Below are 20,559 nucleotides of genomic sequence, written 5' to 3' on the forward strand. Positions count from 1 at the left end.
CCTTGGAAGCAGGGCGGTCAGGCGTGCTGAACGCACGCCGGCAAGCAGTTCCAGCCGCTGGCGCAAGTTGAAACCCGGGACGTTGTGGTCAGGCTCTCCGATTGTTGGCGAGTACCGCCTGCGCTTCGTCCATTCCGCTCAAAGGAAAGAAAATGATTGCATCCAATGTCAAGGCCGAAGTCGTCAAGGCCAATGCCCGTGCCGCCAATGACACCGGCAGCCCCGAAGTCCAGGTTGCCCTGCTGACCGCTCGCATCAACGAGCTGACCCCGCACTTCAAGACCCACGCCAAGGATCACCACGGTCGCCGTGGCCTGCTGCGCATGGTGAGCCGTCGCCGCAAGCTGTTGGACTACCTGAAGTCCAAGGATGCCGCGCGCTACACTGCGCTGATCACCAAGCTGGGTCTGCGCAAGTAAGACCAGATCATGAACAACGACGCCTGAGTTGGTGCCCATCCGCAAAGATGGTCTGCTGATTCAGGCGTTGTTCACTTCGGAGCCTGCAAGCACAGAGCGAAGCTGTGTCATTCCAAAGCCCCTCCCTGCGGGGGAGTCGCTCTGGAATGGCATCGTGTTCTGTGAGGCCTGCTTCGAGCCATGCGGGGGAGTCGCCCTCCGTTCACTGAAAGCGGAAAGAGCATTTCTTTCACGCTCAACCTAAAGGAGCAGCACATGAGCATGTTCAACAAAATCACCAAGACCTTCCAGTGGGGTCAGCACACCGTCACCATGGAAACCGGCGAAATCGCTCGCCAGTCCAGCGGCGCGGTGCTCGTCAACGTCGATGACACCGTGGTGCTGGCCACTGTGGTGGCATCCAAGTCCGCCAAGCCCGGTCAGGACTTCTTCCCACTCACCGTGGACTACTTGGAAAAGAGCTACGCGGCGGGCAAGATCCCTGGCAGCTTTTTCAAGCGCGAAGGCCGCCCCAGCGAGTACGAAACGCTGACCAGCCGCCTGATCGACCGTCCGATCCGCCCGCTGTTCCCCGAGGGCTTCTTCAACGAAGTCCAGGTGGTGATCCACACGGTCTCGCTGAACCCCGAAGTCGATGCCGACATCCCGGCCATGATCGCGACCAGCGCGGCCCTGGCCATCAGTGGCATTCCCTTCAACGGCCCGATTGGTGCCGCACGCGTGGGTTACATCAATGGTGAATATGTCCTGAACCCGGGTCAGACCCAGCGCAAGGACAGCCAGATGGACCTGGTGGTTGCCGGCACCGAAACCGCCGTGCTGATGGTGGAATCCGAGGCGCTGCAGCTGTCGGAAGAAATCATGCTGGGTGCCGTGGTCTTCGGCCACGACCAAGGCAAGATTGCCATCAACGCGATCCATGATCTGGTGCGCGACGCTGGCAAGCCGGCCTGGGACTGGAAGGCCCCGGCCAAGGACGAGGCCTTGATCGCCAAGGTGGTCGCGCTGGGCGAGGAAAAGCTGCGCGCCGCCTACCAGATTCGCAACAAGCAAAGCCGCACCCAGGCTTGCCGCGAGGCTTATGCCGCCGTCAAGGCGGGCCTGGCCGAGCAGGGTGTGGAGTTCGATGACGTCAAGGTCGAAGGCCTGCTGTTCGACATCGAGGCGCGCACCGTGCGCGGCCAGATCCTGGCCGGCGAGCCGCGCATCGACGGTCGCGACACCCGCACCGTGCGCCCCATCGAAATTCGCGACAGCGTGCTGCCGCGTACCCACGGTTCCGCGCTCTTCACGCGCGGCGAAACCCAAGCCCTGGTGATCACGACCTTGGGCACCGAACGCGATGCCCAGCGCATCGATGCGCTGGCGGGCGAGTTCGAAGACCGCTTCATGCTGCACTACAACATGCCTCCCTTCGCCACCGGCGAGACGGGTCGCGTGGGCACCCCCAAGCGTCGTGAAATCGGTCATGGGCGCTTGGCCAAGCGTGCCCTGGTCGCGGTGCTGCCGACCAAGGAAGAATTCCCGTACACCATGCGCGTGGTGTCGGAGATCACCGAGTCCAACGGTTCCTCGTCCATGGCCTCCGTGTGCGGCGGCTGCCTCTCGCTGATGAATGCGGGCGTGCCCCTGAAGGCGCACGTGGCTGGCATCGCCATGGGCCTGATCAAGGAAGACAACAAGTTCGCCGTGTTGACCGACATCCTGGGCGACGAGGACCACCTTGGCGACATGGACTTCAAGGTCGCGGGTACCACCAATGGCATCACGGCCCTGCAGATGGACATCAAGATCCAGGGCATCACGCGCGAGATCATGCAGGTCGCCCTGGCCCAGGCCAAGGAAGCGCGCATGCACATCCTGGGCAAGATGCAGGCCGCCGTGGGCGAGGCCAAGGCCGAGGTGAGCCAGTTCGCGCCGCGCCTGTACACGATGAAGATCAACCCCGAGAAGATCCGTGACGTGATCGGCAAGGGCGGCGCGACCATCCGCGCCCTGACCGAAGAGACCGGCACCCAGATCGACATCGCGGAAGACGGCACCATCACCATCGCCTCGACTGAGTCCGCCAAGGCCGAGGAGGCCAAGCGCCGCATCGAGCAGATCACCGCTGAAGTTGAAATCGGCAAGGTCTATGAAGGCCCGATCACCAAGATCCTGGACTTCGGCGCCCTGGTCAACCTGCTGCCCGGCAAGGACGGCCTGCTGCACATCAGCCAGATCGCGCATGAGCGCGTCGAGAAGGTCACGGACTACCTGTCCGAGGGCCAGATCGTCAAGGTCAAGGTGCTGGAGACCGACGAAAAGGGTCGCGTCAAGCTGTCCATGAAGGCGCTGCTGGAGCGTCCGGAGCAGCCGCAACGCGCGGAGCGCGCCGAAGCCCCCGCGAACGGCGGCGAACAAGGCTGAGGCCTGAGGCGGTGCGGGCATGAAGGCCGTTGAAATCACGCGTTATGGCGAGCCCGAGGTGCTGGTGCTGGGCGAGCGCCCAGACCCGGTGCCTGCCGCTGGCGAGTTGCTGATCCGTGTCGCGGCCAGTGGCATCAACCGGCCCGACGTGTTCCAGCGTCAAGGCAACTACCCGGTGCCTCCGGGAGCGTCCGACATCCCGGGCCTGGAGGTGGCGGGCCAGATCGTTGGCGGCGATGCCAAGGAACTCGCGGCGGCCGGTTTGAAGCTGGGTGACAAAGTGTGTGCCTTGGTGGCTGGTGGTGGCTACGCCGAGTTGTGCACCGCCCCGATCGCGCAGTGCCTGCCGTATCCGAAGGGGTTGAGCGATGTTGAGGCGGCCTCGCTACCCGAGACATTCTTCACGGTCTGGAGCAATGTCTTCGACCGTGGACGCCTGCAACCGGGTGAGACCCTGCTGATTCAAGGCGGATCCAGCGGCATCGGCGTCACGGCCATCCAATTGGCGAAAGCCTGGGGCGCGACCGTCATCGTGACGGCCGGGAGCGACGACAAATGCGCGGCCTGTCTGGACTTGGGTGCTGATCACGCCATCAACTACAAGGCGCAGGACTTCAAGGAAGAAGTCAAGCGGCTGACCGATGGCAAGGGCGTGGATGTGATCCTCGACATGGTGGGGGGTGAATACGTCGCCCGCGAGGTCGAGAGCCTGGCCGAGGATGGCCGCATCGTCATCATCGCGGTCCAGGGCGGTACCAAGAGTAGCTTCAACGCTGGCCTGGTGCTGCGCAAGCGCTTGACCATCACCGGTTCCACGCTGCGTCCGCGCCCCGTGGCCTTCAAGGCCGCCATCGCTCAAGCCTGCCGTCAGCATGCTTGGCCGCTGATCGAGGCTGGCAAGATCAAACCCGTGATTCACAGCACGTTCCCGCCCGCGCAAGCTGCCCAGGCCCACGCGTTGATGGAGTCGAACCAGCACATCGGCAAGATCGTGCTGACATGGAATTGAATCGGCCATGACGAGCAAGTTGATTGCTGGCAATTGGAAGATGAACGGCAGCTTGGCTGCGAATGCGGCCTTGCTTCAGACCATCCTGTCGGGCGTGCGGCAGCCAGCCTGTGCTGTGGCGGTATGTGTGCCCGCGCCCTATCTGGCGCAATGCCAGGCTTTGCTCTCGGAAACCTCGGTTGAACTGGGCGCGCAGGATGTGTCGGCGCACGAAGCCGGTGCCTACACGGGCGAGGTCTCCGCACTGATGCTGCGCGACTTCGGTGTGCGTTACGCCATCGTGGGGCACTCCGAACGTCGCCAGTACCATGGCGAGACGGACTTGGTCGTCGCCGAGAAGGCTCAGCGCGCCCTGGCCACCGGTATCACGCCCATCGTCTGCGTCGGAGAGACCTTGGCGCAGCGCGACGCCGGCTTGACCGAAGAGGTTGTCAAGCGCCAGCTGGCGGCCGTCATCCATCTCAATGGCCATTGCATCAGCGAGATCGTTGTCGCCTATGAGCCCGTCTGGGCCATCGGCACGGGCAAGACCGCCACACCGGAGCAGGCCCAGGCTGTGCACGCGGTGCTGCGTGCACAGCTGCAGGCCGCCTCGACCCAAGCCGGACGCATCCGCATCCTCTACGGCGGCAGCATGAATGCCGCCAACGCGGCCAGCCTGCTGGCGCAGCCCGACATCGACGGCGGCCTGATCGGCGGCGCGTCGCTCAAGGCGACGGATTTTCTTTCCATCATCAACGCGGCGAGCTGAGCGACACCGTTCGGCGCCGCATCCAAGCTCTCAGTCTCACGACATTTGTCTCGAATTCAGGAGTTCATCGCATGAGTTTCATCGTCACCCTACTCGTCACGGTGCAGATCATCACGGCCTTGGTCATGATCGGTCTCGTGCTGATCCAGCACGGCAAGGGCGCCGACATGGGCGCGGCTTTCGGCAGCGGCTCGTCGGGCAGTCTTTTCGGCGCCAGTGGCAGCGCGAATTTTCTCTCGCGAACGACTGCGGTGCTGGCCACCGTGTTCTTCGCTGTGACGCTGGCCCTCGCGTACTTCGGCAATGCGCGGCCGACGAGCTCGGGCAGCGTGCTGGAAGGTCCGGCTGCGGTGGTGCCTGCTTCGTCCGAGAACGCCGCGCAGATTCCGGGAGGCGCGCCTGCCGCGTCCGCTGAGAGTCAGGTTGCGCCAGTGAAGAAGGATGCGGCGCCCGCCGCGGGTGGCGCCGCGCAGATTCCTGCGCAATAACTCAGCGAGGGACGCGAGCGTCCTGCTGAGCGAGCGTTGTCGCGTGAGCTTGTCCTGTCCGCGGGTGGGCAGCATCACTCACGCGAGCAGGATCGTCGGGTCCAGACGCCCCTTGTCCAGAATCAAGTTTTCATAACTTCTCTGTTTGCCGTCCCCGGAAGTGGGGGAATTCCGGGTAAACTTCCAGCTGCTGGTCGAACGCAACTCCTCATGCAAGTCCGGCAGACAAATCAGCCGTCGTGGTGAAATTGGTAGACACGCTATCTTGAGGGGGTAGTGGCGAAAGCTGTGCGAGTTCGAGTCTCGCCGACGGCACCAAACAGAAGTCGGCCTGGCCCGCGGCCCTCGCGCGGTGCTGGTCGAATGCGTGACCTAACCCAGAGCAGCAGAGGCAGAGCAGCAAGATGAGCCTTGACCAGTACCTTCCCGTTCTGTTGTTCATCTTGGTCGGTCTTGCCGTGGGCGTTCTGCCCCAGGTCATCGGCTATGTGCTCGGGCCCAATCGCCCCGACGCGGCCAAGAACTCCCCCTACGAATGCGGCTTTGAAGCTTTCGAGGACGCGCGCATGAAGTTCGACGTGCGTTATTACCTCGTCGCCATCCTGTTCATTCTTTTCGATCTCGAGATCGCCTTCCTCTTTCCGTGGGCTGTCGCGCTCAAGGATGTTGGGGCGGTCGGTTTTTGGGCGGCGATGGTGTTCATCGCCATCCTCGTCGTGGGTTTTGTCTACGAGTGGAAGAAGGGTGCTCTCGACTGGGAGTAACGTTCCGCAGCCAGGCCACCGGACACGACGCGGGACAACTGATTCTTTGCAAGGAACGCAGCCATGATTGAAGGCGTGTTGAAAGAAGGCTTCGTCACCACCAGCTACGACACCGTGGTGAATTGGGCCAAGACGGGTTCGTTGTGGCCCATGACCTTCGGTCTGGCTTGCTGCGCCGTGGAGATGATGCACGCTGCTGCGGCGCGCTACGACATCGCGCGTTTCGGTTCCGAGGTGTTTCGCGCCAGCCCGCGTCAGTCCGATTTGATGATCGTCGCCGGCACGTTGTGCAACAAAATGGCTCCCGCCTTGCGCAAGGTCTACGACCAAATGAGTGAGCCGCGCTGGGTCATTTCCATGGGGTCCTGTGCCAATGGCGGTGGTTATTACCACTACAGCTATTCCGTGGTTCGCGGCTGTGACCGTATCGTGCCGGTGGACGTCTACGTGCCGGGCTGTCCGCCCACGGCCGAGGCGTTGATCTACGGCATCATCCAGCTGCAGCAGAAGGTCCGCCGCACGCAGACCATTGCGCGCGTCTGAGTCGCCTTGTACAAGGCCCGCGCCTGAAGGAAAACAAATGACCGCTGTCGCCGTGAACCCCGAGGCTCTCAAAAACGCCGTGACCGCCGCGCTGGGCGAGCTGGTGCGCCGCATTGAGGTGCGCCTGGACGAAGTCACCGTGGAAGTTGCTCCCAAGGACTACCGTACGGCCGCCATGCTGCTGCGTGACGCGCCGGGTTGTCAATTCGAGCAGCTCATCGATCTGTGCGGCGTGGACTATTCCGCTTATGGTGACGGCGCCTGGGAAGGTGCTCGTTACGCCGTGGTGTCGCACCTTCTCTCCGTCAGCTTGAATCAGCGCGTACGCCTGAAGGTCTATGCCACGGACGACGAATTCCCCGTGTTGGACTCCTTGACCAGTGTCTGGGCGGCGGCCAATTGGTACGAGCGAGAAGCCTTCGATCTGTTCGGCATCGTCTTTGAGGGGCATGATGACCTGCGCCGCATCCTGACGGACTATGGTTTCATCGGTCATCCGTTCCGCAAGGACTTCCCGCTCTCCGGGCATGTCGAGATGCGCTACGACGCCGAATTGCAGCGCGTGGTCTACCAGCCCGTGAGCATTGAGCCGCGCGAGATCACGCCGCGCATCATCCGTGAAGACAACTACGGTGGCCTGAAGTAAGGCGAGACGGCATATGGCAGAAATCAAGAATTACACGCTGAACTTCGGTCCCCAGCACCCGGCTGCGCACGGCGTGCTGCGCTTGGTGCTGGAGTTGGACGGTGAGGTCGTGCAACGCGCTGACCCGCACATCGGCCTGCTGCACCGCGCCACCGAGAAGCTGGCCGAAAGCAAGACCTACATCCAGTCCTTGCCGTACATGGACCGCTTGGACTACGTCTCGATGATGTGCAATGAGCAGGCCTACTGCCTGGCCATCGAGAAGATGCTGGGCATCGAAGTGCCGCTGCGCGCCAAGTACATCCGCACCATGTTCGGCGAGATCACGCGCCTGCTCAACCACCTGATGTGGCTGGGCTCGCACGGCAACGACTGTGGCAGTTCGACCATCCTGATCTACACCTTCCGTGAGCGCGAAGATCTGTTCGACATGTACGAGGCGGTGTCAGGCGCGCGCATGCACGCGGCCTATTTCCGTCCGGGCGGCGTCTACCGTGACCTTCCCGACAGCATGCCCCAGCACCAGGCCAGCAAGGTGCGCAGCAACCGTTCCTTGGCGGATCTCAACGCCAAGCGCCAGGGCTCACTGCTGGACTTCATTGACGACTTCACGCAGCGTTTTCCGAAATGCGTGGACGAGTACGAGACCCTGCTGACCGACAACCGCATCTGGAAGCAACGCACGGTGGGCATCGGCGTGGTCACGCCCGAGCGCGCGCTCAACCTGGGCATGACCGGCCCCATGCTGCGCGGTTGCGGCATCGCCTGGGACTTGCGCAAGCAGCAGCCCTACGACGCCTATGACCGCGTGGACTTCGACATCCCCGTTGGCAAGACCGGCGACAGCTACGACCGTTATCTCGTGCGCGTGGCCGAGATGCGCGAGTCGAACAAGATCATCAAGCAGTGCGTGGACTGGCTGCGCGCCAACCCCGGCCCGGTGATCACGGACAACCACAAGGTCGCGCCGCCCTCGCGCGAGGCCATGAAGTCCAACATGGAAGAGCTGATCCACCACTTCAAGCTCTTCACCGAGGGCTTCCGCGTGCCGGCCGGCGAGGCCTACGCGGCGGTGGAACATCCCAAGGGCGAGTTCGGCATCTACCTCGTCAGCGATGGCGCGAACAAGCCCTATCGCCTGAAGATTCGTGCCCCTGGCTTCGCGCATCTGGCCACGCTGGACGAACTGGCGCGCGGGCACATGCTGGCCGATGCGGTGGCCATCATCGGCACGCTGGACATTGTTTTTGGAGAAATCGACCGATGATTTCCGACGCGACCAAAGCACGCACGTCGCCGCTGTCGGCGGCGACCCTTGCCCGATTCAGCAAGGAAGTGGCGAAGTACCCCGCAGAGCAAAAGCAGTCCGCCGTGATGGCCTGCCTGTCCATCGTGCAGCAGGAGCAAGGTTGGGTGAGCAGCGAGGCCGAGGCCGAGATCGCCGCCTACCTGGGCATGCCTGCCATGGCGGTGCACGAGGTCACGACCTTCTACAACATGTACAACCAGCGGCCGGTGGGCAAGTTCAAGCTCAACGTCTGCACCAACCTGCCGTGCCAGCTGCGCGATGGTCAAAAGGCGCTGAACCATCTGGCCGCCAAGCTGGGCATCTCCAAGGGCGAGACGACGGCCGACGGCCTGTTCACCCTTCAGGAAAGCGAGTGCCTGGGTGCCTGCGCCGACGCGCCCGTGATGCTGGTCAACGACCGCACCATGTGCAGCTTCATGAGTGGTGACAAGCTGGATCAGCTGATCGACGGGCTGAAAGGAGTGGCTGGTGGCAGCGACTCCAAAGGAGTCGTGGCATGAACGCAGAACAAATCCTGTCGCAGTTCGCCGCCACCGGCGTGCAGACCTGCTTCCATGACCGCCACATCGGCCCGCAGATCTACGCGGGATTGAACGGAGCGAACTGGCGACTGAAGGACTACGAGTCGCGCGGCGGCTACGAGGCGCTGAAAAAAATCCTGAAGGAAGGCCTGACCCAGGACCAGGTGATCGCCACCGTCAAGGAATCGGGTTTGCGTGGCCGTGGCGGCGCGGGCTTCCCGACTGGCCTGAAGTGGAGCTTCATGCCGCGCCAGTTCCCGGGCCAGAAGTACCTGGTCTGCAACTCGGATGAGGGCGAGCCCGGCACCTGCAAGGACCGGGACATCCTCATGTACAACCCCCACATCGTGATCGAGGGCATGGCGATCGCCGCCTACGCCATGGGCATCACGGTGGGTTACAACTACATCCACGGCGAGATTTTCGAGGTGTACGAGCGCTTCGAAGCCGCGCTGGAAGAGGCGAGGGCTGCCGGCTACCTGGGTGACAAGATCCTGGGCAGCGGTTTCAGCTTCCAGCTCCACGCCCACCACGGTTTCGGCGCCTACATCTGCGGCGAAGAAACCGCCTTGCTCGAGTCGCTCGAGGGCAAGAAGGGCCAACCGCGCTTCAAGCCGCCGTTTCCGGCCAGCTTCGGTCTGTATGGCAAGCCGACCACGATCAACAACACCGAGACTTTCGCGGCCGTGCCCTGGATCATCCGCAACGGTGGTCAGGCCTACCTGGAGATCGGCAAGCCGAACAACGGCGGCACCAAGATTTTCTCGGTCAGTGGCGACGTGGAGCGTCCGGGCAATTACGAGATTCCCCTTGGCACGCCTTTCAGCAAGCTGCTGGAACTGGCGGGCGGCGTGAAGGGTGGCAAGAAACTCAAGGCCGTGATTCCTGGCGGTTCCTCGGCACCCGTGCTGCCGGCGCACATCATGATGGAATGCACGATGGACTACGACTCCATCTCCAAGGCGGGCTCCATGCTCGGCTCGGGTGCGGTCATCGTGATGGACGAGACCCGCGACATGGTCGAGTCGCTCAAGCGTCTGTCGTATTTCTACATGCACGAGTCCTGCGGCCAGTGCACGCCGTGCCGTGAAGGCACGGGCTGGCTCTGGCGCTTGGTTGACCGCATCGAGCGCGGCGAAGGTCGCCCCGAGGACATGGCCACGCTGGACTCCGTGGCCGGCAACATCATGGGGCGCACCATTTGCGCCTTGGGCGACGCAGCGGCCATGCCGGTGCGCGCCATGATCAAGCACTTCCGCCCCGAATTCGAGGCGCTGATTCCCAAGCCCACGACTGAAAAGTCGGTTACCGCGGCCTGAAAGTAGCTATGGTTGAAATCGAACTCGACGGCAAGAAGGTGGAGGTGGTCGAAGGTAGCATGGTCATGCATGCCGCCGAGAAGGCCGGAACCTACATCCCCCATTTCTGCTATCACAAGAAACTCAGCATCGCCGCCAACTGCCGCATGTGCTTGGTGGATGTGGAGAAGGTGCCCAAGCCGGTGCCGGCCTGTGCCACCCCCGTGACCCAGGGCATGATCGTGCGCACCAAGAGCGACCGCGCCATCAAGGCCCAGCAGTCGGTCATGGAGTTCCTGCTGATCAACCACCCGCTGGATTGCCCGATCTGCGATCAGGGCGGTGAGTGCCAGTTGCAGGATCTGGCCGTTGGTTATGGCGCCTCGGCCTCGCGCTACGAGGAAGAAAAGCGCGTGGTCTTCCACAAGGATGTGGGCCCGCTCATCAGCATGGAAGAGATGAGCCGCTGTATCCACTGCACCCGCTGCGTGCGCTTCGGCCAGGAAGTGGCCGGCGTGATGGAGCTGGGCATGAGCCACCGCGGCGAGCATTCCGAGATCGAAACCTTCGTCGGCAAGTCGGTGGATTCCGAGTTGTCCGGCAACATGATCGACATTTGCCCCGTCGGCGCGCTGACGAGCAAGCCCTTCCGCTACAGCGCCCGCACCTGGGAGCTGTCGCGTCGCAAGTCGGTCAGTCCGCACGACAGCACGGGTGCCAACCTGATCGTGCAGGTCAAGAACAACCAGGTCATGCGAGTCGTTCCGCTGGAGAACGACGCGGTCAACGAATGCTGGATCGCCGACCGCGACCGTTATTCCTACGAAGCCCTGAACGGCCCGGACCGCCTGACCATGCCCATGCTCAAGCAGGGCGGTGAATGGAAAGAAGTCGACTGGCAGACCGCGCTCGAGTACGTGGCCACCGGCCTGCGTGACGTCAAGGCTCAGCATGGCGCCAACAGCATTGGCGCCCTGGTCAGTCCGCACAGCACGCTGGAAGAGTTGTTCCTGGCCACGAATCTGGTGCGTGGCCTGGGCGGCGACAGCATCGACCATCGCCTGCGCCATGCCGAGTTCACGAAGAGCGAGGGCGTGCGCCACCTGGGTCTGCCCATCGCTGCATTGAGCCAGCTCCAACGGGTGTTGGTTGTGGGCAGCAACCTGCGCAAGGACCATCCTCTGTTCGCCCAGCGCATCCGCCAGGCCGCGCGCCATGGTGCACAGGTCAGCGCCATCACCTCGGCCAAGCTCTACAAGAGCGCGGACGCCTGGGCTCTGCCCGTCGCGAACGCATTGGTGACCGAGGCCGGGCAATGGGCGCAGGCCCTGGCCGCCGTGGCTGCCGCCGTCGCGGCGGACAAGGGCGTCGCCGCACCGGTGTCGGTGCAGGCCACGCCCGAGGCGACGGCCATCGCCAAGTCCCTGCTGGGTGGCGAGCGCAAGGCGGTGCTGGTGGGCAACGCTGCCGCGCACGCGGCCAATGCCTCGACGCTGCTGGCCCTGGCGAATTGGATCGGCGCCCAGACGGGTGCTTCCGTGGGTTACCTGACCGAGGCGGCCAACACCGTGGGCGCGCAGTGGGTCGGCGCGCAGCCTCAGGGCGCGGGCCTGAACGCGGCGCAGATCCTGGCCGGCCAAAGCAAGGCCGTCGTGCTGTTGAACGTCGAACCCGAGGACACCGTGGCGGGGCCTGTGGCCGCGATGGGTCTGGGCAAGGCCGAGATGGTCGTGACCTTGTCGCCGTTCAAGACCAACCTTGCTTTCAGTGACGTGCTGCTGCCGATCGCGCCATTCAGCGAAACCTCGGGCAGCTTCGTCAACGCCGAAGGCCGTGTGCAGAGTTTCCACGCCGTGGTCAAGCCTCTGGGCGAGACGCGTCCGGCCTGGAAGGTGCTGCGTGTGCTGGGCAATCTGCTGGAGCTGCCGGGTTTCGATTTCAATACGTCGCAGGACGTGTTGGCGGTAGCCACGGCCAAGCCTGCGCCTCTGTCGAACGCCACCGGCGCTGCCATCAACCTGTCCGCGTCCGCCGGTGAACCGGTCAGCGCGGCGATTTATCAACTGGATGGGCTTGTGCGCCGCGCCACGTCGCTGCAACTGACGGCCGATGCCAAAGCCAGCCAACAACGCGCGAACGAGGGAGCCGCCGCATGATAGACGCGCTCTACAACGGCGGCCTGAACCTGATCGCCGCGGGCTGGTGGGGCGACATCGCCTGGCCTGTGATCTGGACACTGATCAAAATCGTCTGCGTGCTGCTCCCGGTGCTGATCGCCGTGGCCTACCTCACGTTGTGGGAACGTCGCCTGCTGGGTTTCATGCAGGTGCGCCTGGGTCCGAACCGTGTCGGCCCTTTTGGTCTGTTCCAGCCGTTTGCCGATGCGCTCAAGCTGCTGACCAAGGAAATCATCCAGCCGACGGCGGCGGCCAAGGGCCTGTTTGTACTCGGTCCCATGCTGGCCATCATGCCGGCCCTGGCGGCCTGGGTGGCGATCCCCTTCGGACCGGATGTCGCGCTGACCAATGTCAACGTCGGCCTGATGCTGATCATGGCCATCACCTCCATCGAGGTCTATGGCGTCATCATCGCCGGTTGGGCTTCCAACTCCAAATACGCCTTCCTGGGCGCGCTGCGTGCCTCGGCGCAGATGGTCAGCTATGAGATCGCGATGGGCTTCTGCTTCCTCGTCGTTCTCATGGTCACGGGCAGCATGAACCTGACCGACATCGTGCAGGCGCAGGAGCAGGGCCAGTTCGCCGCGATGGGCCTGAACTTCCTGTCCTGGAACTGGCTGCCGCTGCTGCCCATCTTCGTGGTTTACCTCATCTCCTCCGTGGCCGAGACCAACCGCCATCCTTTCGATGTGGTGGAAGGCGAAGCCGAGATCGTGGCCGGTCACATGGTCGAGTACTCGGGCATGGGCTTCGCCATCTTCTTCCTGGCGGAATACGCCAGCATGTGGCTGGTGTCCATCCTGGCGGTGGTCATGTTCCTGGGCGGCTGGTCCGCGCCAGTGGCCGCGCTGGATTTCATCCCCGGCTGGATTTGGCTGGGTCTGAAGACCTTCTTCATCGTCTCTTGCTTCATCTGGATTCGCGCGACTTTCCCGCGCTTCCGGTACGACCAGATCATGCGTCTGGGCTGGAAAATCTTCATCCCGGTCACCTTGGTGTGGCTGCTCGTCGTCGGCATCTGGATGCAGACGCCCTGGAACATCTGGAATTAAGGAGTGGTCATGCAAGCCTCCGCTGCGACAACTTCCGCAGCCGCCTCGCCGGCCGCCGTGCGCGCCTTCTCGGTCAAGGATTTCTTCAAGAGCTTCATGCTCGTGGAACTCCTGAAGGGCATGGCGCTGACTGGGCGCTACACCTTCGCGCGCAAGGTCACGCTGCAGTACCCCGAGGAGAAGACGCCGCTGTCCCCGCGCTTCCGTGGCCTGCACGCGCAGCGCCGCTACGAGAACGGTGAGGAGCGCTGCATTGCCTGCAAGCTCTGCGAGGCGGTCTGCCCGGCGATGGCCATCACCATCGAGAGCGATGCGCGCGCCGACGGCACGCGTCGCACCACGCGCTACGACATCGACCTGACCAAGTGCATCTTCTGCGGCTTCTGCGAGGAAGCCTGCCCGGTGGATGCCATCGTCGAGACGCACATCCTTGAATACCACGGCGAGAAGCGCGGTGATCTGTACTTCACCAAGGACATGCTGCTGGCCGTGGGCGACCGTTACGAAAAGGAAATCGCCGCGGCCAAGGCGGCGGACGCCAAATACCGCTGAGGAAACTCGTGCGCTTGGCGTTAGGCGTCACGCGGACACCCCCGACACGCCCAACCTTTCAGGCCTGAAACGCAACGGATCATTCCAACGACCATGGACGTCAAAACCGGTTTCTTCTTTCTGTTCTCGGCGGTGCTGCTGATCGCGGCGCTGCGCGTCGTCACGGCGCGCAACCCGGTGCACGCCGTGCTCTTCTTGATGCTCGCCTTCTCGCAAGCCTCCGCCATCTGGCTGTTGTTGCAGGCCGAGTTCCTGGCCGTGGCCTTGGTGCTCGTTTACCTGGGCGCGGTGATGGTGTTGTTCTTGTTCGTGGTCATGATGCTGGACATTCGCATCGACCAGCTGCGACAGGGTTTCTGGAAGCACCTCCCGCTGGCCCTGCTGCTGGGCGGCATCGTGGTCGTCGAAATGGCCGCGGTGCTGCTGACTGGTTTTGACATGGTCGATCCGCAGGTGGCTGCTCAGCTGCCCGCTGGCGTGGCCGAGGAGTCGAATGCCAAGGCGCTGGGTATCCTGCTCTACACCCGTTATGTGTGGCCGATCCAGATCGCCGCCGCCATCTTGCTGGTGGCGATGATCGCCGCCATCGCGCTGACGCTGCGTGCCCGCAAGGACAGCAAGGCGATTGATCCATCCATCCAGGTGCGCGTGCGCGCCGCCGACCGGTTGCAACTCGTCAAGGTGGAGCCCACGCGCCCCGCGGAGCCCATGGCCGATGCGGCCGCGACGGAGGAGAAAAAAGCATGACATTGACGCTGGGTCACTACCTCACGCTGGGTGCCGCGCTGTTCGCGATCGCGGTGGTCGGCATCTTCATGAACCGCAAGAACCTCATCGTTCTGCTCATGGCCATCGAGTTGATGCTGCTGGCCGTGAACACGAACTTCGTGGCCTTCTCGCATTACCTGGGCGACATGCATGGCCAGGTCTTCGTGTTCTTCATCCTGACCGTCGCCGCGGCCGAGTCCGCCATCGGCCTGGCCATTTTGGTGCTGTTGTTCCGCAACAAGAGCAGCATCAACGTGGAAGAACTGAACGAGCTGAAGGGCTGACAGGCCAACGGGGCAAGAAAAAGGCAAGAACGACATGAGTGCAACCCTGAACGCATCCACCCTGCTGGCCGTGCCGCTCGCGCCGCTGGTCGGCGCCGCGCTGGCCGGCATCTTCGGCACCAAGCTCGGCGGCAATCTGTTGGGCCGCCGCGCATCGCATTGCGTCACCATCCTTGGCGTGCTGGTGGCCTTCATCCTGTCGGCGCTCACGCTGAAGAGCGTGGCGCTGGATGGCGCACGCTTCAACGCCACCCTCTACGAGTGGATGGTTGTGGGCGGCCTGAAGATGGAGGTGGGCTTCCTGGTGGATGGTCTGACCGCCATGATGATGTGCGTGGTGACCTTCGTCTCCCTGATGGTCCACCTCTACACCATCGGCTACATGGAGGAAGATGAGGGCTACAACCGCTTCTTCTCCTACATCTCGCTGTTCACGTTCTCGATGCTCATGCTGGTCATGAGCAACAACCTGCTGCAGCTGTTCTTCGGCTGGGAGGCGGTGGGCCTGGTGTCCTACCTGCTGATCGGCTTCTGGTACAACAAGCCCACGGCCATCTTCGCCAACATGAAGGCCTTCCTGGTCAACCGCGTGGGCGACTTTGGCTTCATCCTCGGCATCGGCCTCATCGCCGCTTACGCCGGCACCCTGAACTACAGCGAAGTCTTCGCCAAGGCGAACCAGCTGGGCGCTATCGAGTTCCCCTGGTACATCCTGGGTCAGGACGCCATGCTGATCACCGTGATCTGCATTTGCCTCTTCATCGGCGCCATGGGCAAGAGCGCGCAGTTCCCGCTGCACGTCTGGTTGCCGGATTCGATGGAAGGCCCGACCCCGATCTCCGCGCTGATTCACGCCGCCACCATGGTGACGGCTGGCATCTTCATGGTCGCGCGCATGTCCCCGCTGTACGAGCTGTCCGACACGGCCTTGAGCTTCATCATGGTCATCGGGGCCATCACGGCGCTGTTCATGGGTTTCCTGGGCATCATCCAAAACGACATCAAGCGCGTCGTGGCGTATTCGACGCTGTCGCAGCTGGGTTACATGACGGTGGCGCTGGGCGCATCGGCCTATTCCGTGGCGGTGTTCCACCTGATGACGCATGCGTTCTTCAAGGCGCTGTTGTTCCTGGGTGCGGGCTCGGTCATCATGGGCATGCACCACAACCAGGACATCCGCTGGATGGGCGGCGTGCGCAAGTACATGCCCATCACCTGGATCACTTCTCTGTTGGGTTCTTTGGCGCTGATCGGCACGCCGCTGTTCTCGGGCTTCTATTCCAAGGACAGCATCATCGAGGCCGTGCATGAGAGCCATCTCTGGGGTAGCGGTTTCGCCAGTTTCGCGGTGCTGGCCGGTGTGTTTGTCACGGCTTTCTATTCCTTCCGCATGTATTTCCTGGTGTTCCACGGCAAGGAGCGCTACGACCAAAACCCCGATGCGCACCATGATGACCACGCGGCGCATGGGCATGACGATCATCACGATGACCATGGGCACGGTCATGACGCCAAACCGCACGAATCGCCTTGGGTGGTGACCGTGCCGCTGGTTCTGCTGGCCATCCCCTCGGTGCTGATCGGCTACTTCACCATCGAGCCGCTGCTTTACGGTGACTTCTTCAAGGATGCCATCTTTGTCGACGCGGCCAAGCACCCGGTGATGGAAGAGCTGCGCGCGATCTTCCACGGGCCCGCGGCCATGGCGAGCCATGCCCTCAGCACCGCGCCCCTGTGGCTGGCGCTGGCCGGCGTGGTGACGGCCTGGGTCTTTTACATGCTGGCGCCGGCCATTCCGGCTGCTCTTGACCGCGTTTTCAAGCCGCTGCGTGTCGTGCTGGAAAACAAGTACTACATGGACTGGATCAACGAGAACATCCTCGCGCGCGCAGCGCGGGGTCTGGGCCTGGGCCTATGGAAGGGCGGAGACCAGGGCGTGATCGAGACTGGCGTGGTCAATGCCAGCTGGAAGCTGGTGGGCAAGGTGGCTGGCGTCGTGCGCTGGCTGCAGTCCGGCTATCTGTACCACTACGTGCTGCTCATGATTGTCGGTATCGTCGTGTTGATGTCGTACTTCGTGACCTGGCCCACGCTGCGCGTCATGTTCGGCCTCTGAGTCGTCGGCCTGGTATTACTGGAGAACAACAGAATGGGTTTGCTGAGCCTGGCAATTTGGTTGCCAATTGCTTTCGGCGTGCTGCTGCTCACGCTCGGGCGCGAGAGTCAAGCGCGCGCGGTGCGCTGGGTTGCCTTGATCGGCGCGTTGGCGAGCTTCCTGGTCACGCTGCCGCTGTGGGCTGGTTTTGACAACAGCACGGCAGCCATGCAGTTCGTCGAGCAGACGGTCTGGATGGCGCGTTTCAACGTCAATTACCAGGTCGGCGTGGACGGCATCTCGCTGTGGTTCGTCCTGCTGACCGCCTTCATGACGGTGATCGTGGTGATCGCGGGCTGGGAAGTCATCACCGAGCGCGTGAACCAGTACATGGGCGCCTTCCTGATTCTCAGCGGCTTGATGATTGGCGTGTTCTCCGCGCTTGACGGACTGCTGTTCTATGTCTTCTTCGAGGCGACGCTGATCCCGATGTACCTCATCATCGGCATCTGGGGCGGCCCGAACAAGATTTACGCGGCCTTCAAGTTCTTCCTCTACACCTTGCTGGGCTCGCTGCTGTTGCTGATCGCGCTGATTTACCTGTACCTCGCCTCGGGTGGCAGCTTTGACATCGCGACCTGGCACCAACTGCCCTTGACAGGCACGGCGCAGACCTTGGTCTTTTTTGCCTTCTTCGCGGCCTTCGCGGTGAAGGTGCCGATGTGGCCGGTGCACACCTGGTTGCCCGACGTGCACGTCGAGGCGCCCACCGGCGGCTCCGCTGTGCTGGCCGCCATCATGCTCAAGCTGGGTGCCTACGGCTTCCTGCGCTTTTCGCTGCCGATCGCCCCTGATGCCGCGCACGAATGGTCCTGGCTGATGATCACGCTGTCGCTGGTCGCGGTGATCTACGTCGGCCTGGTGGCCCTCGTGCAGCAGGACATGAAGAAGCTGGTGGCCTACTCGTCCGTGGCGCACATGGGTTTCGTGACCCTGGGCTTCTTCCTGTTCAATGACCTCGGCATCAGCGGGGGACTGGTTCAGATGATCGCCCACGGTTTCGTGTCGGGCGCCATGTTCCTGTGCATCGGCGTGCTTTACGACCGGATGCACTCGCGTCAGATCGCGGACTACGGCGGCGTGATCAACACCATGCCCAGGTTCACGGCCTTTGCACTGTTGTTCGCGATGGCGAACTGCGGCCTGCCGGCGACGGCGGGTTTCGTCGGCGAATGGATGGTCATCCTGGGTGCGGTCAAAGCCAACTTCTGGGTCGGCCTGCTGGCCGCCACCGCCCTGATCTTCGGCGCGGCTTACACGCTGTGGATGTTCAAGCGTGTCTACCTGGGCCCGGTGGCCAACGATCACGTCAAGGAGCTGACGGACATCAATGGGCGCGAGTTCTTGATGTTGACCGTGCTGGCCTTGGCCGTGCTCTGGATGGGCGTCGACCCCAAGCCCTTCACCGACGTGATGGATGCCTCGGTGGCCGAACTGCTCAAGCACGTGGCCGTTTCCAAGCTGCCATTGCCGGGCGGCGTGCTGGGCAATTGAGCGCGTGCCCTCGACGCATTGAACTACCGCATCAAAACGATTAGCGAGTACCCAAATGATTGATGCCTTTAGCTGGATCGCGGTCTTTCCCGAGCTGGTCCTGCTCGTCATGGCTTGCGCCATCACCTTGCTGGACCTGCTGGTCAAGAGCCGTCTGCGCACGGGCAGTTTCGCGCTGACCCTCATCACCCTGGGGGCCGTGGCCATCCTGCAGGCGTTTTATGCCAACACGGGCGCCACCGTTTACGGCTTGTCCAACACGGTGGTCAGCGACCCCATGGGCAACTGGCTCAAGTGCTTCTCCGCCTTCGCCGTGATGATCACGCTCATTTACGGCCGTGCTTACGCGGGTGACCGCGACATGTTGCGCGGCGGTGAGCTGTTCAGCCTGTCGTTGTTCGCGTTGCTGGGTATGTTCATCATGATCGGTGGCAACAATTTCCTGATGATCTATCTGGGCCTGGAGTTGCTCACGCTGTCCAGCTATGCCCTCGTGGCCCTGCGCCGTGATCATGGGCAATCCACCGAGGCGGCGATGAAGTACTTCGTGCTCGGTTCGCTGGCTTCCGGCCTATTGCTTTATGGCCTGTCCATGATGTACGGCGCCACCGGCACGCTCAACATCAACGAGGTTTTTCGCGTCACCAACTCGGACTTGGTGAATCCCCAGGTCTTGACCTTCGGTGTCGTCTTCGTGGTCGCTGGCTTGGCCTTCAAGCTGGGTGTGGCCCCGTTCCACATGTGGATCCCGGATGTCTACCAAGGCGCACCCACCGCGGTCACGTTGATGATCGGCGGCGCGCCCAAGCTGGCGGCTTTTGCCATCGTCATCCGCCTGCTGGTCGAGGGCATGCTCCCGCTGTGGTTCGATTGGCAGCAGATGCTGATGATCCTCGCCGTGGCCTCGCTGCTGGTGGGCAATTTCGCCGCCATCGCCCAGACCAACCTGAAGCGCATGCTGGCTTTCTCCACCATTGCGCAGATGGGCTTCGTGCTGCTGGGTCTGATGTCTGGCGTCGTGAACGGCCATGCCGGTTTCGCCGCTAACGCTTACAGCTCGGCGATGTTCTACATCCTGAGTTATGTGCTGACAACCCTGGCCGCTTTCGGCATCATCCTGCTGCTGGCGCGCGAGGGCTTCGAGAGCGAAGAGATCGCCGATCTCTCCGGCCTGAACCAGCGCAGTCCTCTGTACGCGGCGGTGATGGCGATCTGCCTGTTCTCCTTGGCTGGCATTCCGCCCATGGTCGGCTTCTATGCCAAGCTGTCCGTGCTGCAAGCCTTGATTGCGTCGGGCAGCTTGGTTAACTTGGGCATTGCCATTTTCGCGGTCATCATGTCCTTGATCGGCGCCTTCTACTATCTGCGCGTGGTCAAGGTCATGTACTTCGATGCCCCCGTGGCACAGGGCCCGGCGAGTGAAGGAGTGCGTGCGCCCTTCGGCACGCGCGCGGTGTTGACGGTCAACGGTCTGCTGGTGCTGGTGCTCGGCATCCTGCCCGGTGGTCTGATGATTCTCTGCGCCCGTGCGGTGGTACAGATGCTCAGCGCCTGACCGCGGTTGACCGGAAATTCAATGAGCTCCTCCAGCGGCGCCATCTGGTTCCTGATCGTGCTCGCGCTGCTGGCGGCCAATCTGCCGTTCTTCACCGAGCGCCTGCTCGCCGTCCTGCCCTTGCCCACGGCCCTGGCCCCCAAGAATCTGGGCTTGCGCCTGCTGGAACTGTTGCTGCTGTACTTTTTGGTCGGTGGCATCGGCCTTGGGTTGGAACAGCGCGCTGGCCGCATGGCTGAGCAGGGCTGGGAGTTCTATGCCGTCACGGCGACGCTTTTTCTGACCCTGGCGTTTCCGGGTTTCGTGTGGCGTTATCTCAGGAGGCGACCCTGAGTTGCCTGATCGGGCCGCACCTCAGTCGCCGA

At 62.8% G+C, this 20,559-nt stretch carries 20 protein-coding genes and 1 tRNA gene; all 21 read left to right on the forward strand.

Annotated elements, in window-relative coordinates:
- The first annotated feature begins 152 nt into the window (after nucleotides 1–152).
- Nucleotides 153–419: a 30S ribosomal protein S15 gene (rpsO, locus tag HGR_RS02435; RefSeq protein WP_006296484.1), complete on the forward strand. Its 267-nt coding sequence runs from the start codon at nucleotides 153–155 to the stop codon at nucleotides 417–419.
- Between the two features lie 255 nt (nucleotides 420–674).
- Nucleotides 675–2,828 (forward strand): polyribonucleotide nucleotidyltransferase, encoded by a 2,154-nt coding sequence (gene pnp, locus HGR_RS02440; RefSeq protein WP_006296485.1) that lies wholly within the window; start codon nucleotides 675–677, stop codon nucleotides 2,826–2,828.
- A 19-nt stretch (nucleotides 2,829–2,847) separates the two neighbouring features.
- On the forward strand, nucleotides 2,848–3,837 hold the full coding sequence (locus tag HGR_RS02445; RefSeq protein ID WP_006296486.1) for an NAD(P)H-quinone oxidoreductase: 990 nt from the start codon (nucleotides 2,848–2,850) through the stop codon (nucleotides 3,835–3,837).
- 7 nt (nucleotides 3,838–3,844) lie between these two features.
- The gene (tpiA, locus tag HGR_RS02450; RefSeq protein ID WP_006296487.1) at nucleotides 3,845–4,588 is read left to right on the forward strand and encodes a triose-phosphate isomerase; all 744 of its coding nucleotides are present in this window, start codon (nucleotides 3,845–3,847) and stop codon (nucleotides 4,586–4,588) included.
- A gap of 71 nt (nucleotides 4,589–4,659) precedes the next feature.
- Complete coding sequence (secG, locus tag HGR_RS02455) at nucleotides 4,660–5,076, forward strand: preprotein translocase subunit SecG (protein WP_006296488.1); 417 nt, start codon at nucleotides 4,660–4,662, stop codon at nucleotides 5,074–5,076.
- A 233-nt stretch (nucleotides 5,077–5,309) separates the two neighbouring features.
- Nucleotides 5,310–5,394: transfer RNA gene (locus tag HGR_RS02460), tRNA-Leu, on the forward strand.
- An 86-nt stretch (nucleotides 5,395–5,480) separates the two neighbouring features.
- The gene (locus HGR_RS02465) at nucleotides 5,481–5,840 is read left to right on the forward strand and encodes an NADH-quinone oxidoreductase subunit A (protein ID WP_006296489.1); all 360 of its coding nucleotides are present in this window, start codon (nucleotides 5,481–5,483) and stop codon (nucleotides 5,838–5,840) included.
- Nucleotides 5,841–5,903: 63 nt separating this feature from the next.
- A complete protein-coding gene (locus HGR_RS02470) occupies nucleotides 5,904–6,383 on the forward strand; it encodes a NuoB/complex I 20 kDa subunit family protein (protein ID WP_006296490.1) in 480 nt (159 codons plus the stop codon).
- Nucleotides 6,384–6,420: 37 nt separating this feature from the next.
- Nucleotides 6,421–7,029 (forward strand): NADH-quinone oxidoreductase subunit C, encoded by a 609-nt coding sequence (locus HGR_RS02475; protein WP_006296491.1) that lies wholly within the window; start codon nucleotides 6,421–6,423, stop codon nucleotides 7,027–7,029.
- 13 nt (nucleotides 7,030–7,042) lie between these two features.
- Entirely contained in the window at nucleotides 7,043–8,296 is a 1,254-nt protein-coding gene (locus HGR_RS02480) for an NADH-quinone oxidoreductase subunit D (protein ID WP_006296492.1), read from the forward strand.
- Nucleotides 8,293–8,838 (forward strand): NADH-quinone oxidoreductase subunit NuoE, encoded by a 546-nt coding sequence (gene nuoE / locus HGR_RS02485; RefSeq protein WP_006296493.1) that lies wholly within the window; start codon nucleotides 8,293–8,295, stop codon nucleotides 8,836–8,838. The genes HGR_RS02480 and nuoE overlap by 4 nt, the downstream gene beginning before the upstream one ends.
- Nucleotides 8,835–10,178 carry an NADH-quinone oxidoreductase subunit NuoF gene (nuoF, locus tag HGR_RS02490; RefSeq protein ID WP_006296494.1) on the forward strand — a complete coding sequence of 448 codons (1,344 nt, stop codon included), beginning with the start codon at nucleotides 8,835–8,837 and terminating at the stop codon, nucleotides 10,176–10,178. Before nuoE ends, nuoF begins: the two co-directional genes overlap by 4 nt.
- Nucleotides 10,179–10,186: 8 nt before the next feature.
- A complete protein-coding gene (nuoG, locus tag HGR_RS02495) occupies nucleotides 10,187–12,313 on the forward strand; it encodes an NADH-quinone oxidoreductase subunit NuoG (protein WP_006296495.1) in 2,127 nt (708 codons plus the stop codon).
- Nucleotides 12,310–13,386 (forward strand): NADH-quinone oxidoreductase subunit NuoH, encoded by a 1,077-nt coding sequence (gene nuoH, locus HGR_RS02500; protein WP_006296496.1) that lies wholly within the window; start codon nucleotides 12,310–12,312, stop codon nucleotides 13,384–13,386. The genes nuoG and nuoH overlap by 4 nt, the downstream gene beginning before the upstream one ends.
- Nucleotides 13,387–13,395: 9 nt before the next feature.
- Nucleotides 13,396–13,938, forward strand: coding sequence for an NADH-quinone oxidoreductase subunit NuoI (nuoI, locus tag HGR_RS02505; RefSeq protein ID WP_006296497.1), 543 nt, complete (start codon nucleotides 13,396–13,398; stop codon nucleotides 13,936–13,938).
- 93 nt (nucleotides 13,939–14,031) lie between these two features.
- A complete protein-coding gene (locus tag HGR_RS02510; RefSeq protein ID WP_006296498.1) occupies nucleotides 14,032–14,685 on the forward strand; it encodes an NADH-quinone oxidoreductase subunit J in 654 nt (217 codons plus the stop codon).
- Nucleotides 14,682–14,990 carry an NADH-quinone oxidoreductase subunit NuoK gene (nuoK, locus tag HGR_RS02515; protein WP_006296499.1) on the forward strand — a complete coding sequence of 103 codons (309 nt, stop codon included), beginning with the start codon at nucleotides 14,682–14,684 and terminating at the stop codon, nucleotides 14,988–14,990. Before HGR_RS02510 ends, nuoK begins: the two co-directional genes overlap by 4 nt.
- A gap of 34 nt (nucleotides 14,991–15,024) precedes the next feature.
- The gene (gene nuoL / locus HGR_RS02520) at nucleotides 15,025–17,106 is read left to right on the forward strand and encodes an NADH-quinone oxidoreductase subunit L (RefSeq protein WP_006296500.1); all 2,082 of its coding nucleotides are present in this window, start codon (nucleotides 15,025–15,027) and stop codon (nucleotides 17,104–17,106) included.
- 33 nt (nucleotides 17,107–17,139) lie between these two features.
- A complete protein-coding gene (locus tag HGR_RS02525) occupies nucleotides 17,140–18,639 on the forward strand; it encodes an NADH-quinone oxidoreductase subunit M (protein WP_006296501.1) in 1,500 nt (499 codons plus the stop codon).
- A gap of 55 nt (nucleotides 18,640–18,694) precedes the next feature.
- Nucleotides 18,695–20,194, forward strand: coding sequence for an NADH-quinone oxidoreductase subunit NuoN (gene nuoN / locus HGR_RS02530; protein ID WP_006296502.1), 1,500 nt, complete (start codon nucleotides 18,695–18,697; stop codon nucleotides 20,192–20,194).
- A 21-nt stretch (nucleotides 20,195–20,215) separates the two neighbouring features.
- Entirely contained in the window at nucleotides 20,216–20,527 is a 312-nt protein-coding gene (locus HGR_RS02535) for a DUF2818 family protein (RefSeq protein WP_006296503.1), read from the forward strand.
- The last annotated feature ends 32 nt before the right edge of the window (nucleotides 20,528–20,559 follow it).

The organism is Hylemonella gracilis ATCC 19624 (genome assembly GCF_000211835.1).
GTDB classification, from domain to species: Bacteria; Pseudomonadota; Gammaproteobacteria; order Burkholderiales; family Burkholderiaceae_C; genus Hylemonella; species Hylemonella gracilis.

Coding starts and splice junctions, on each gene's coding strand:
- rpsO (WP_006296484.1), top strand. CDS start 153: ATGATTGCATCCAATGTCAAGGCCGAAGTCGTCAAGGCCAATGCCCGT.
- pnp (WP_006296485.1), top strand. CDS start 675: ATGAGCATGTTCAACAAAATCACCAAGACCTTCCAGTGGGGTCAGCAC.
- HGR_RS02445 (WP_006296486.1), top strand. CDS start 2,848: ATGAAGGCCGTTGAAATCACGCGTTATGGCGAGCCCGAGGTGCTGGTG.
- tpiA (WP_006296487.1), top strand. CDS start 3,845: ATGACGAGCAAGTTGATTGCTGGCAATTGGAAGATGAACGGCAGCTTG.
- secG (WP_006296488.1), top strand. CDS start 4,660: ATGAGTTTCATCGTCACCCTACTCGTCACGGTGCAGATCATCACGGCC.
- HGR_RS02465 (WP_006296489.1), top strand. CDS start 5,481: ATGAGCCTTGACCAGTACCTTCCCGTTCTGTTGTTCATCTTGGTCGGT.
- HGR_RS02470 (WP_006296490.1), top strand. CDS start 5,904: ATGATTGAAGGCGTGTTGAAAGAAGGCTTCGTCACCACCAGCTACGAC.
- HGR_RS02475 (WP_006296491.1), top strand. CDS start 6,421: ATGACCGCTGTCGCCGTGAACCCCGAGGCTCTCAAAAACGCCGTGACC.
- HGR_RS02480 (WP_006296492.1), top strand. CDS start 7,043: ATGGCAGAAATCAAGAATTACACGCTGAACTTCGGTCCCCAGCACCCG.
- nuoE (WP_006296493.1), top strand. CDS start 8,293: ATGATTTCCGACGCGACCAAAGCACGCACGTCGCCGCTGTCGGCGGCG.
- nuoF (WP_006296494.1), top strand. CDS start 8,835: ATGAACGCAGAACAAATCCTGTCGCAGTTCGCCGCCACCGGCGTGCAG.
- nuoG (WP_006296495.1), top strand. CDS start 10,187: ATGGTTGAAATCGAACTCGACGGCAAGAAGGTGGAGGTGGTCGAAGGT.
- nuoH (WP_006296496.1), top strand. CDS start 12,310: ATGATAGACGCGCTCTACAACGGCGGCCTGAACCTGATCGCCGCGGGC.
- nuoI (WP_006296497.1), top strand. CDS start 13,396: ATGCAAGCCTCCGCTGCGACAACTTCCGCAGCCGCCTCGCCGGCCGCC.
- HGR_RS02510 (WP_006296498.1), top strand. CDS start 14,032: ATGGACGTCAAAACCGGTTTCTTCTTTCTGTTCTCGGCGGTGCTGCTG.
- nuoK (WP_006296499.1), top strand. CDS start 14,682: ATGACATTGACGCTGGGTCACTACCTCACGCTGGGTGCCGCGCTGTTC.
- nuoL (WP_006296500.1), top strand. CDS start 15,025: ATGAGTGCAACCCTGAACGCATCCACCCTGCTGGCCGTGCCGCTCGCG.
- HGR_RS02525 (WP_006296501.1), top strand. CDS start 17,140: ATGGGTTTGCTGAGCCTGGCAATTTGGTTGCCAATTGCTTTCGGCGTG.
- nuoN (WP_006296502.1), top strand. CDS start 18,695: ATGATTGATGCCTTTAGCTGGATCGCGGTCTTTCCCGAGCTGGTCCTG.
- HGR_RS02535 (WP_006296503.1), top strand. CDS start 20,216: ATGAGCTCCTCCAGCGGCGCCATCTGGTTCCTGATCGTGCTCGCGCTG.